Origin of the sequence: Vibrio sp. 10N.247.310.98, from assembly GCF_041467395.1 — a bacterium.
In the GTDB taxonomy this organism is placed as follows: domain Bacteria; phylum Pseudomonadota; class Gammaproteobacteria; order Enterobacterales; family Vibrionaceae; genus Vibrio; species Vibrio crassostreae_C.
This window is the reverse complement of record NZ_JBFSUL010000056.1, coordinates 19,906-33,108: the sequence shown is the minus strand read 5'-3', so window position 1 is coordinate 33,108 and position 13,203 is coordinate 19,906. Positions and strand designations below refer to the sequence as shown.

General features: G+C 45.1%; 9 protein-coding genes. 2 read left to right on the top strand and 7 right to left on the bottom strand.

Annotated features, from left to right (window positions below; all coding sequences use genetic code 11):
• Positions 1 to 83: 83 nt before the first annotated feature.
• Both AB6E78_RS18395 and AB6E78_RS18390 read right to left on the bottom strand, forming a co-directional pair.
• On the bottom strand, positions 84 to 2,366 hold the full coding sequence (locus tag AB6E78_RS18395) for an acyl-CoA dehydrogenase (RefSeq protein WP_372134043.1): 2,283 nt from the start codon (positions 2,364 to 2,366) through the stop codon (positions 84 to 86).
• A gap of 55 nt (positions 2,367 to 2,421) precedes the next feature.
• Complete coding sequence (locus AB6E78_RS18390) at positions 2,422 to 3,051, bottom strand: TetR/AcrR family transcriptional regulator (RefSeq protein WP_017065403.1); 630 nt, start codon at positions 3,049 to 3,051, stop codon at positions 2,422 to 2,424.
• A 760-nt stretch (positions 3,052 to 3,811) separates the two neighbouring features.
• Between AB6E78_RS18390 and AB6E78_RS18385 the strand changes: the two genes are divergently transcribed.
• Together AB6E78_RS18385 and AB6E78_RS18380 are read left to right on the top strand one after the other, a co-directional pair.
• On the top strand, positions 3,812 to 5,119 hold the full coding sequence (locus AB6E78_RS18385; protein WP_017095900.1) for a TolC family outer membrane protein: 1,308 nt from the start codon (positions 3,812 to 3,814) through the stop codon (positions 5,117 to 5,119).
• Entirely contained in the window at positions 5,119 to 5,730 is a 612-nt protein-coding gene (locus tag AB6E78_RS18380) for an OmpA family protein (protein ID WP_017060388.1), read from the top strand. Before AB6E78_RS18385 ends, AB6E78_RS18380 begins: the two co-directional genes overlap by 1 nt.
• A 220-nt stretch (positions 5,731 to 5,950) precedes the next feature.
• Here AB6E78_RS18380 and nhaA read toward each other — a convergent pair whose 3' ends face one another.
• The 5 genes from nhaA to AB6E78_RS18355 form a co-directional block, all read right to left on the bottom strand.
• Positions 5,951 to 7,114, bottom strand: coding sequence for a Na+/H+ antiporter NhaA (nhaA, locus tag AB6E78_RS18375; protein WP_372074202.1), 1,164 nt, complete (start codon positions 7,112 to 7,114; stop codon positions 5,951 to 5,953).
• Positions 7,115 to 7,389: 275 nt separating this feature from the next.
• Positions 7,390 to 8,538, bottom strand: a complete 1,149-nt coding sequence (locus AB6E78_RS18370; RefSeq protein ID WP_017068753.1) for a lipocalin-like domain-containing protein — start codon at positions 8,536 to 8,538, stop codon at positions 7,390 to 7,392.
• A complete protein-coding gene (locus AB6E78_RS18365) occupies positions 8,528 to 10,981 on the bottom strand; it encodes an ABC transporter permease (RefSeq protein WP_137001714.1) in 2,454 nt (817 codons plus the stop codon). The genes AB6E78_RS18370 and AB6E78_RS18365 overlap by 11 nt, the downstream gene beginning before the upstream one ends.
• On the bottom strand, positions 10,962 to 11,633 hold the full coding sequence (locus AB6E78_RS18360) for an ABC transporter ATP-binding protein (RefSeq protein WP_017060385.1): 672 nt from the start codon (positions 11,631 to 11,633) through the stop codon (positions 10,962 to 10,964). Before AB6E78_RS18360 ends, AB6E78_RS18365 begins: the two co-directional genes overlap by 20 nt.
• A gap of 122 nt (positions 11,634 to 11,755) precedes the next feature.
• The gene (locus tag AB6E78_RS18355) at positions 11,756 to 13,129 is read right to left on the bottom strand and encodes an MATE family efflux transporter (RefSeq protein ID WP_017060384.1); all 1,374 of its coding nucleotides are present in this window, start codon (positions 13,127 to 13,129) and stop codon (positions 11,756 to 11,758) included.
• Between the last annotated feature and the right edge of the window lie 74 nt (positions 13,130 to 13,203).

Below are 13,203 nucleotides of genomic sequence, written 5' to 3'. Positions count from 1 at the left end.
AGTTCAAAAAAAATCCCCAAGCGTGGCTTAGGGATTTGTGTATAAGAGACAGCCTAATAAGGTGCCTTTTGTCATTTCTTTATCTAAGCAACGCTATTTAGCTTAGGTTTTAACTCTTTTCGCGTCAAAGTTTCACTGTAATCATGACTGAAGTGGTCAACTTGAATCGCTGCGTAGCGAAGTTTGTCTGCTGCAATGATTTGGTCAACTTCGTCTTGAGTAAGAACATCTGCCGCCAGTGCTTGAGCAAGTTTATCTTGCAATAGACCTTTACGAGCCACTTTGCCCTCTTTCACTGCTTTGAAGATCTTACGTTCGAGAGGCTTGATGCTGTACATCGCATTGAACGCATTCTCCATTAGGCCAACACTATCCTCTTCTTCTTTGCCTATGTAGCAAAGGTGAGTTAGACGTTCACGGTGTGCACCCGGAGTCATCAAGCTTTCTGCCAGTTGTACCGTTAGATTATCACTTGGTTTTTCAAAGTGGTTACCGACAGGGAAAACTAGACCTTTAAGTACTTTACCTACCATCTTGTTCGGGAAGTTTCTGTACGCTTCTTGTAGCGATTTAGCCGCGTTATGGAAACAGTGTTGAACCGCGTAGTGTACGTAGTCTAGGTCAGCTTGTTGACGACCTTCATCTTCATACTTCTTAAGCGCTGCAGACGCCATGTATAGGTAACTTAGACCATCACCTAGACGTGCAGAGATAAGCTCTTTACGTTTCAGTTCGCCACCTAGTGTAAGCATTGCGAAATCCGCACTCACTGCAAGCGCACGGCTCAAGCGAGTTAAGTCTTGGTAGTAAGGCTTCGTTGGACCGCTCATATCCGCTTTAATGAACTTAGAGCCTGTCAATGCCGCACCGACCGCACCAAACGTGTTCTTAGTTGCGTGAGAGATATGCTTGAACAACAAGTTATCGAAATCCTTCGCACCTTGCTTCTCATCTGGGTTTGCTGCCGCTTCCATTTCGCTTAGCACGTATGGGTGACAACGTGTCGCACCTTGACCGAAGATCATCAGGTTGCGAGTTAAGATGTTCGCACCTTCTACTGTGATAGCAACTGGAATACCTAGGTAAGGCGCAGCTAAGTAGTTCATTGGACCATCTTGAATTGCACGACCAGAGTGGATATCCATTGAATCATTCAGGATAGTACGCGCCATTTCTGTCATGTGATATTTCGCGATAGCCGTAACGATACCCGGCTTCTCTTTCATATCGAGTGAAGTAGTTGTTAGTGTACGAGTCGCTTCTAGTAGATACGTTAAGCCACCAATACGACCTAAACTCTCTGCAACTCCTTCAAACTTACCAATCGACATACCGAACTGCTTACGAACATAAGCGTATGCGCCGGTCGTTTTCGCCGTTAGGTGGCCCATCGCCGTGCCAAGTGCGGGTAATGAGATACCACGACCTGCAGACAGACATTCCACCAGCATACGCCAGCCTTTACCTGCGTAATCGGCACCACCGATTAACCATTCCATAGGAATAAATACATCGTGACCGCGTGTTGGACCATTCATAAACGCAAGACCAAGTGGGTCATGACGCTCACCAATCACAACACCTTCGTGGTCAGCCGGGATTAGCGCACAAGTGATGCCAATGTCTTCTTTGTCACCCAGTAGCTTTTCTGGATCGTGAAGTTTGAAAGCCAGACCAAGTACCGTCGCCACTGGTGCTAGTGTAATGTAGCGTTTGTTCCAGTTAAGCTTGATACCTAGCGTCTCTTTACCTTCGTGCATGCCCATGCACACAGTACCGACATCAGGGATACCACCCGCATCAGAACCCGCTTCTGGGCCTGTTAGTGCGAAACATGGGATATCTGTACCGTCAGCAAGACGAGGTAGCCAGTAGTCTTTTTGGTCTTGAGTGCCGTAGTGAGACAGCAGCTCACCAGGACCAAGAGAGTTTGGAACCATTACTGAAACCGCAGTACTGATACTGCGAGTCGCAATCTTAGTTACGATAGTTGAGTTAGCGTGTGCTGAGAATTCACGACCGCCATACTCTTTCGCAATAATTAGCGAAAAGAAACGCTCTTTGCGTAAGAAGTTCCACACCTCTTCAGGAAGGTCTCGATCTTCTTTTACAATTTGGTGGTCATCAAGCATAGCGAGCAAGGTTTCAAGCTCATTATCCATGAACGATTGCTCTTCTGCTGTCAGCTGAGGTTTTGGGTATTGGTGCAGCTTAGTGAAATCTGGTTTACCAGAAAACAGCTCTCCGTCCCACCACACGCTACCCGCTTCCATCGCTTCTTTCTCGGTGCTAGATAGTGGTGGTAGTACTTTTTTAAAGAGTTTAAAAGCTGGGTCACTTACCCATTTTTGTCTTAGAGAGCTCATAGTTCAGATCCTTTTGTTCACTATATTGGTTGTGAATGTTTCGCTTTTTATTGTTTTATTCTTCTGCTGACATGCCAGCGGCTAAATATGGAATAAGAATATCGACCACTGCCTTAGCATCTATCTTTCTGTCATAGTCATTCTCTGCAATTTCTACCAGAGCCTGACTTGATGCCATGGTGAATACACAAGTCCCTAGGGTGAAGTGTAATCGCCAAAATAACTGTTCTTGAGTGAGGTTCGGATTCGCCTTCATTACAGATGTCGTAAACAAAGAAAGTACTTCGCTGTAGCGAGTAGTAATGAACCAACGCAAGTGTCCTTGCACATCCGTATAGCCTCTGCCGATAAGTAACATGAATCGGCTTGTACCATTTGGCCTAACATCATTAAGTGCTCTTAGTGGCTGTCTCAACGACTCAAACACGTCACTCATAGAATACGTTTCGTTCAAGTTTAAGTTCACTAATGCATCTTGCAGTGCTGGCATAAATGCTTCTAAGTAACGATTGAGTACCGCACGAACCAGAGTCTTCTTATCGCCAAAGTGATAGTTCACTGAAGCTAAGTTGACATTCGCTTTACTCGTAATCGTACGTAAAGAGGTGTCATTAAAACCGTGCTCAGCAAATAAGCCTTCAGCCACATCTAAGATTTTGTCTTTGGTTGTACTTCTTGGTGCCATTTCAATCACTCGTATTAAACAACTGTTTGAAATATACGCTTTGTACATTTATTTAACAAGCAAGCAACATCACATTTTCACAAATTGGTCGTACCAGTTAATAAAACTCAGCACTAACCGATTGAATCGCTGTGTGTTTATAAAAAAAGAAAAAAATAATGAATTTCTTGGAACTGAAATGGAAATGGAGAGTCCTAAATTAGGTAGAAAACAGCGTATTTAGAAGTTTAACAGGCCGTCAAACTTGTTCTTCTCACTGCTTTCTTAATTACTGCATTTTCCTTATTAACTCCTATACTTGTATCCGCCCAAACCACGTTGGTTTGGGCTTTTTTTTTGTTTGTTGTTTGGGACGAGAGTGAGCCTTACTTACCCCTCTTCACAGCTACTAACTACAACCTGAACAGCGCGACCGCCTCTTTATATGCTGTCATTTCTTCCTAAGAGTCGAACTACCATGCTTGGCACATTGTTATCACTGGAACTCGTATTTCAAACAACCTACTAGCCAACGTTTACCTATCTGAGTCCAAACCTAATACTACGTTTCCTCTATTTACGGTGCATCCATTCGAAGCTTGCCACTTGCTACTATTGGTAAATTAATCAATAAGGATAGAGACTTACATTCGAAATAAAGCCAACAAACTTAGCAATTTCTTGCAGATGTCCTAAGCTTCGTTTAATACCCTTTTCAATTAAGTAGTTAAACGCTTGTTGGGAAGCGGCGGGAGCTTTTAAAAGTAGAAGGAGACCTACTTTGAGACTGTTGAAATTACCTATTATGTGTTGCTTAGTTATTGCAGCTCCACTCTCTGCTCAAACTTTAGAACAGGCCGTAGCCATTACCTTGGCTACCAATCCTGAGATAAAGAGTATCTTTAATGAGTTTGTGAGTGTACGGAAACGAAATGACGCCGCAGGTGGTGCTTATAGACCTAGTATCGACCTGGATGCTGGTATTGGTTACGAAGGCATAAACCCTGCACCAAATAACGGCCCCGATACCGATCTCACAAGAAAGGAAGCGACGATTTCCCTCACTCAGTTGCTGTGGGATGGTTCATCGACTCTCAATGATATTGATCGTACTGCCGCAGAAGCAGAATCGGTTCGTTTGCAATTGCTCGCGGATGCCGAAGACAAAGCGCTAGAGGTCACACAGATCTACTTAGACGCAGTCAAAGCAACTGAAGTTTTAGCCCTTTCGGAAAGTAACCTCGCTATCCACAAGAAAATCTATAAAGACATCAAAAAGCGTGCAGTCTCAGGCATAGGCTCAACCGCAGATGTATCTCAGGTAGAAGCAAGGATTGCAAAAGCTCACGGCAACTTATTAGCCGCACAGAACAACCTAATTGATACCCACACCCAATTTAGAAGAATAGTGGGTCAAGAACCGCTTGGCTTAGTCTACCCAAGAGCCGATATTTCTATGATTCCTCTGTCATTATCAGACGCGCTTGTTGATGCTCTGGACCAACACCCAGTCATCAAAGTCGCGACTGCAGATGTCGATTCAGCGCACTTCCAGTACAAACAATCAAAAGGGGTTAACTACCCGACGTTCTCTATCGAGGCATCTCAATCATGGCGAGATGATGCTGGAGGCGATGAAGGTTCGAGCCAAGAGACTTTGGCAATGTTGAGAATGCGATACAACCTCTACAACGGTGGTACCGATAGTGCTAATTCAGAAGCTGCAGCTTACCAACTCAATAAAGCAAAAGATCTAAGAGATCGTGCTTATCGACAAGTTGAAGAAGGCCTTCGCCTCTCTTGGAGTGCATTGGATCTGACGTTACAACAAAAGAACTTCTTGTCTGATCACGTGGATTCGGCATCAGAAACCGTTATCGCTTATGAGAAACAATATCGAATCGGTAAACGTACGCTACTGGATCTGCTTAACACTGAAAACGAATTGTTTGAAGCCCGCAAAGATTACTTAGATGCGCATTACTCTGAACAGTACGCTAAATACCGTGTAATGAACGCGACAGGCTCTCTATTGAACGCTCTACTGGTCGACATTCCAGACGAGTGGACAACGGCAGTGGAGTATTAATGATGAAGAGACCTTATTTATTACTTTCCGCATTAACGATAACGCTATGTGCATGCTCTAGCCAAAATGAAGAGCCCTACATAGAAACGCCAGAAGCGGAGCAAATTTCTGACCTGCAAGACGATGATAACGATGGTGTGGTCAATGCACGAGACACCTGTCCTGGCACACCAGAGTCGTCTCTGGTAGACAACGAAGGCTGTGGAGAGACGGTTAGCTCGCAAGAAGTCAGACGGCTGAACATCCTTTTCGCCAATGACTCCTATGAAGTTAACCCTATCTTCTCAGATCAAATCACCACTATGGCTGAGTTCTTAGAAACCTACCAAAGTGCATCGATAGAGATTCAAGGTTACGCCAGTAAAGTCGGCGCGAGTCAATACAACTTAGAGCTATCAAAGAAACGCGCTCACCACGTTGAAGATGAACTGTTGTCGAATGGTATCGACCCGAGCCGAGTAAGAGTTGTTGGTTACGGTGAAAACCGCTTAGAGAGCGATGGCAACGATGCTACGTCTCATGCACTGAACCGCCGAGTAACAGCCACAGTTGTCGGACTAAGCGAACAGATCGTCGAGGAGTGGACCATATTTACCACGCTTGAAAAGTAGCGTGACATTGTCACTGTGGATCTAGATGTGACATAGAGCGAGTGTCGAACAACAGCAGCTTAGTTATAAGATCAATAAAGCCGTGATAGGGTTGCCCATCACGGCTTTTTTGTTCTTTGTCGTCACATGAGTCGAGGGAGACTCTGTGACTCTTCTTGCTACTCAGAAGTTGACTTGTTACTCAGTGAGTAGGCTCCCTATTAAGCGAGCCGACTACCGATTATAGTTTTACTTCTTGATGCTTAGTTTTCGGTAGAGAAATACTTAGCAGGAAGTAACCTAAGATAGCTGCAGTCGTTGAGCCCATCAGGATACCTAATCGAGCAAGCGTATCAAACTCTACATTCGTTGGGCCAAATGCTAGTGATGAAATAAAGATAGACATTGTAAAACCAATACCACACAGGACAGATACTGCGAAGATGTTCATAAAGTTCACACCTTCAGGGAGCTTAGCAACACCCAATTTCACCGCACCCCAGCTGAATGCAAAGATACCAAGAGGCTTACCAATCAATAGACCCATAGCGATACCAAGCGGTAGCATACCTGTTAGGCTTGAGATTGAGATACCTTCCAATGAAATACCTGCGTTTGCAAAAGCAAAGACTGGCAAGATTGCAAAAGCGACGTATGGGTGCAGAGCATGTTCTAGATGCTTCAGCGGAGAATGTTCACCTTTATTGCCTTTCAGTGGGATAGCAAAACCAATCACTACACCAGCCAGCGTTGCATGAACACCAGACTTCAATACTGCAAACCACAGAATTGCACCAACAATGAGATACACACTCAGCTTAGTTACATGCTTGTTGTTTAGCATGAACAGCACACCAGTTGCGATGAAACCAACCGTTAACGCAAGCGTTGATAGGTCGCCTGAGTAGAACAGTGCAATGATAACAACAACGCCAAGGTCATCGATAATTGCTAAAGCCAATAGGAACACCTTCAAGCTAACCGGTACACGGTTACCAAGAAGAGCCATAATACCCAATGCGAATGCGATATCAGTCGCTGCTGGGATAGCCCAACCTTGAAGCGCTTCAGGGTTACTTGAATTAAATAGCACGTAAATAAGTGCAGGAGCTAGCATACCACCCACAGCTGCGATAGCTGGGAAGATTGCTGTCTCTTTAGACTTTAATGCGCCTTCTAAAAGTTCGCGCTTAACTTCTAAGCCGATTAGAAGGAAGAAGACAGCCATTAAGCCATCGTTAATCCAGTGAGACACAGACATACCAAGAACGTAACTGTGAAGTACACCTTGGTACATTTCGTTCAGTGGTGAGTTTGCTACAAACATTGCGATCGCCGCAGCGATGACTAGTATGATGCCGCCAGCAGATTCCATTTTAAAGAAGTCACGGATGACGTCGGTCATGATTTCGCCCTTATATTTATTATTTAAATAAACGAATAACAAAGAATAACCACGAGTTTATATCCAAGTTTAATTGATAGATAATCACTTCTTCGGATGTTTAACTTCGGTTTTTCCTACAAATACTAAACAATACGTCGTATATTCCATAATGTTGTTATGCACCATGAATTAAGTATAGATGAGATCATCGAACCTGTATGCACAATTCATTGGGGGACGCTAAAAGGCGCAGGCATAAAAAAAGGCTATCAAATTATAGCCTTAGGTGTTTTTTAGTAGCCAGTTAACTGCATAAAGCCTGTCGCTTCATGACTCCCGCTCGCCTTAATCGGCCCTTCCCAATATGGTATGACAAATGGAAGCCACATATCCCTGCGTATAATACGCGTTGTGAGGTTAATATCATGCTTAGGGACGTTAATGATCCACTGCAAAGGCATCCGTCTTCCATTCATCAACGTTGTATTTTGCAATGGTTGAATGGAAATGTCGGATTCCGTTAATTGGTAAACTTTGCCTGAGCGCGTTGCTAATGTCCCGAATATGTAAGGCAACTGTTGGTTATGACGATAGCGGTTAATGCTCAGCGCTGTGCCGTCATCGAGGTTAAATACAAACCAATCCCAACCTTGTTGGCCCACTCCAAGTAAGCCACTGCCCCACTCTTTATGTACCCACGCAGTTCCTTCCACTTCCTTGGTAACGCCGTCTAGGTTCAACACACCACTCAACGATAAAAATGGAGCGCTGAAGTTATAAGACGCGACAGGTAATAAGTCGTGCTTTTTCTGATAACCGTTATCGCCGTTGAGCACATAGGGCCCTTTTGCAATGGTGTCGAGTTCAAGTCCAAACGTGTCTGTTTGCACTTGAAGGCGTCCTGGGAATGGGGTGTTGCCGAGTGCACGCCAGTTCCAGTTATCAATCCAAAGCCTGAATGGACGATTAGTCATTCCCGCTTGGCCAATGCCGCCACGAGCCATGCGCTGTTCTTTCCATACTTTGGACTTAGAAGAGACCACTACATTTGAGATATAGACTTGAGGGCTTTGCCACCCTGGTGTTTCACGTTCGTCCGTTGCGATACGGAAAAAGCTCCACTGGACCGAATAGTCTTTACCATCATCACCTTTCAAAGATGCAAAGTAATGCCACCACTCGTGCTGAAACTCTGGGTGGAACTTAAAATCTTGTGGTAGCGAAACATTACGGTCTGGCAAAACAGGTTCGAACACATTGAAGTGTTCATTAACCAATATTGAGTTAACTTCATTCACGCCCTTTTCACCAGGATCGATGAAATAGGAGTAATAACCCCAAACACTTAAAAAGATGCCGAAGAAACTGATTAATAGCAGAGAAGACAGAATTCGTTGTCTTAACTTAGTTGAAGTATTCCGTAAAAACATACTAAAGCGCATCCCTCAGTGACTTCATCGGAGTGTTCCGAATCATTCTCATCACTGGTAAAGCACCAGCTAGCATCAATGCTGCCATGGCCCATGCAAATGTCTGCAAATAGTCCCAAGGAATCACTTGTAACTCAAGTGACCACCCAAAAGACTGCTTTATCACGATATCAACAATTAGGCTCGCTAGCGCTAATCCGAGCGGAATCGCAATTAAGGAGGAAATAAGCCCAAACACAAACAACTGCAAACTACCTGTCAGGATCAGTTCTTTCGCCGAGACACCCAAACAGCGCTGCAAGGAAATATGCCTTTGGCGAGACACTTCTCCCGCAACCGTCGCAAAGAAAATACCGAAGACGGCGATAACCAAGGTGATGTTACCTAATGTATCTGCAATCGCGAACGTCCTATCGAACACCCGCATCGCTTGACTGTGGATGTTGTTGTTATCGAAAACGCGCTCGGAGCCAAGCCTGAATACGCTTTCTAATCGGCTGCGAAGCCCTAATGAATTCACATCGTCTTTGAGTATTACCCCAAGGCCGACATTACCCCGCCCTGCAAAGCCATACAGCCAGTTTCGATGCGACATCATGACTTGATGGTAAGGATTACCGTAATCGTAATAAACACCGACAACCTGCCAACCAGAGCCGAGACTATCATAGAGGTCAATGTAGTCGCCAGGGCGAATCCCCAGCTTGAGAGACATCGATTCACTGATCAACACGCCTTTAGAGTGATGTAAGTGATACCAGTAATTCGGAATACCTAATTTGATCGTCAGCGCTTCTAGCTCACCTTCAGAAGGCCCCGTACTGACCACCTGAATACTACCGACTGGAGACGCCACATCTTTCTCCCAACGCCACCAAACCGAATCCACTTCAGGTTGGTCGGATAACCAATTACTCATACGAGCAGCGGCATTGTTGGTTGGGTAGATATACAGATCGGCAGCCAAACGCTGTGTTAGCCATTTATCAGTGGTATCTCTAAAGCTACCGACCATGGTTTCTACACCAATATTGGCTGTTAAGGCTAACATAAACGCCATCGTCGCCACGCCACGGTAGCTCATACTGGAAGCTGCATCAGCAAAGAACCAGCGAGCACGAACCCAGCGCAACGAATAAGAGAGGCTGTTAAATAACTTCCACATCAAAAACGGGGTAAATAGCGCCACACTGATCAGCATTAGCGCGATAATCGCAAAACCCGTTTCTTGAGTCTGAGGGGCTTGATACACAGCAACAGCAGCAACCAAGAAGCCACAGCCAATCAACGCTTGCCAAGTGAACTCGGTACCCGCAAAACGCATCAAAGACAAACGAGAAGACAGACGAATCGGTTGAGACTTAAGTAAACGAACCAGTGGCCACGCACACGCTAAGAAAGCACCAATCAATGCCATCAGTAAGCTGTAACCACTCCAACGCCAATTCCAGTCGATCGTTAAGCCGACGTTAGCGTCGTATAAATCGCCCAAGCTTGAAGATACGGCAGGTAACAATTGGTTTGCTAGCATCACGCCAAATACATTGCCGCAGATCCAGCTCAGTAAAACCAATAGCAGTAACTCTAAACAGAGCGCTTTAGTCAGTTGCCAACCAGACACACCCGTTTGTCTTAAAATCCCGACTAACGGTTGACGCTGAATAAAAGAAAGCGACATTGCTTGATAGAAAATGAACAAGCCAACCACAAACGACAGCATACCCATCGCTTTTAGGTTTAAGTGGAACGCACTGGTCAGCGACTCAAGCTCTGCCTTAGAGCTACGAGAGATCGTCAAACCATTAGGTAACATATTTTTAAGACGTTCAAACTTCTCAGTGGGCATGTCTGAACAAGCAATCACTGAAAGCCCAGCACTTCGTTTAAGCATTCGGAGCAAGGAGATATCCGCAATCAACCTTGTACCATTAATCATATTATTTTGATCAACAACCACAGGACCAAGTTCAGAACCATCCATCAAAGGGATGTAATCACCGTTGTGCCATTCCATGTGTTCAGCAAGATCATCACTGACAAGGATTGGATATGGTGGCTTCATGAGGTTCAAAGCGGTGAGATCTTTTAACGCTATACCAGGTTGTAGCTGAAGCATAGAAACAGGATCTATACCGACAACCATGAAGTTTGCGCCATTTTCATCAGTGATACGATGGTGATCAAGAGGAGAACACTGTTGAAAACCTTCACGGCGAAGTTGGATATAAAAGCCTTGCGGGATTTTATTGGCGTTGTGTTTTGGTCGAATACGGTAAGGAAGAGGATTCGAAAAGAGTTTTTCGCCATGCGCATAGCTTTGCTTGGCGTGTTGGTTGATAGCAGTAACACCAACCAAAAGTGATACGCCGAGGGTTAAACCAAGCCATACCAAAATAATCTGCAGTGGGTAACGTCGATAGTGACCGAGTAGTGCCTTAACTACGGGCCATAACATGCAGTTGCCCTCCTTGCAGACGGATCCTACCATCCATATGCAGAGCTACTTTTTCACTGTGTGTTACCAACAGCAACGTACATTCTAATTGACGAGCCAAAGAGGTCAGCAAACGCATTACCGCTTCTGCATTACGCTCATCTAAACTACCGGTCGGCTCATCGGCCAGCAATATTTTTGGTTCCATATACAGCGCACGCGCAATGGCCGCACGTTGTTGTTGGCCACCAGACGCTTCTTCAGGGTAACGGCCAAGTAAAGGCATAAGATCTAAAGCAGAGAGAATCTGTCTCCAGAGACCTTTGTCTTCAGGTAAGCCTTTTAACTGGCGGCAAAAACGGATGTTATCGGCAATATTTAACGTTGGCAGTAAGTTGAATTGCTGAAAAATATGGCCAATGTTGTTTCTGCGATAAGCGGTGCGGTCACGCTCGGTTGAGTCGTGCATATTGAAGTGAGGAAAAGCGATTTCACCTGAGTCCGCTAGGTCTAAGCCCGCGATAAGATTCAGTAAAGTACTTTTACCTGAACCGCTTTCTCCCATTAATGCCAGCTGGTCACCTTGGTTTAATGTTAATTCAGCACCTTGCAAAACAGGGTGAAACTCCCCCCCATCGACATAGCCTTTACATAGGTCTGACAGCTTTAACATTAAACAGCTCGCATTAGTTAGAATTTGGAAGGAGAATCTACACTAATTCCCTGTTAGGAGGAAGTATTTTGAAAGATAGATCACACGCCAACGATAAAGTGATGCGATTGGTGCGCCCTACTTCAACTTCCTATCAAGTTTTTAATCCATTTTCTTGTTTTCATGCGATAGAGCGACCCGCCCCACTTGAGGACTTCTTCCGTTAGGAAAAGCAGATATACCCACTCAGGTGGAAACTTAAAATAGATAGCCGCGATGGCTGCCAATGGGATACCGATCACCCACTGAGCAATCAAATCTTGATAGAGGCAGAACTTCACATCACCACCCGCTCTCAACACCCCAACGATCACAGTCAATGGCACCGAGCGAATGACAATACCCACACAGAGGATCAGAATGAACTTCTCTGAGAGGGCTCTGGTTTCTTCCGTCAGTGCGCTAAAGGCATTAAGTATTGGCGTTTGAACGAAATAGAGAAAAACGGCTACAACAATACTAGTTAAGAAACACAAAATTGTTAAGCCAAGCGCTTGATAGTAAACCGCTTCATTGTTTTTCGCACCAAGTTGATTACCCACCAAAACAGCTGCCGCATTCGAAAGGCCAATCAATAAACTCAATGAGATAGATTCAACCGGCGTCATGACCGATAGCGCAGCCAGACCTTGAACGCCCGATTGCCCCATGATCGCGTGGTAAGCAAACAAACCACCCGCCCATGCTAAGAAGTTAAACGTGGTCGGCAGAGACAGCTTCAAGAAGCGAACCACCTTATCAATCGAAGCTGCCGCTTTAATATCGCAAAACTTAAATGCTAATAAATGCTTAGAGAAATAGAGATAACCAAACAAAGTCGCGACTTCAATCGCGCCACTCAGTACCGTCGCAATCGCCGCACCTTTGATTCCAAGCGCAGGAAAGCCTAAGTTACCGAAGATCAGCACCCAGTTTAAGAACACGTTAGACAGGATGCCGATACCGCTGAAAAATGTACTTAGCCCGGGTTTGTGCATCGCTCTCAAACCCACAGCCATACTGCTGACACACGATACCGCTAGCATGCTAAATGACGTAATTACGATGTATTCAACGCCTAAGTTGATGACCTCTTGAGAGTCGGTCGTCACGCCCATGATTTGTGCAGGAAATGAAACGAAAAACGCGATAGTCAGTAAAGCAAACAGTGTCGACACCAGCCACGTCAGCGCAGTGCTTTCTCTCACACCTTGTCTATTACCCGCGCCCCAATATTGAGCAGTAAGAAGAGCACCGCCCGTGGTAACACCCACCAGCATAATGGTCGTCACGAACATCGCTCGGCTCGCCACACCCACAGCTGCGATGTCTGCTTCGCCAAGTTGACCCAACATCAATACATCCACCAAGCCTCGGCTTGAAAACATAATGCTCTGCAAGGTGATAGGCAGTGCAATCGCAATAAGCCTGCGAACAAAATCACCTCGTGTGTGATGAATAATTGAAGAGAGCAACATAGAGAGATACCTAAACGGAACGTATTGATGAATAAAGATAAATATCGCGCTATTATATCAATGTTCGGTTTTTA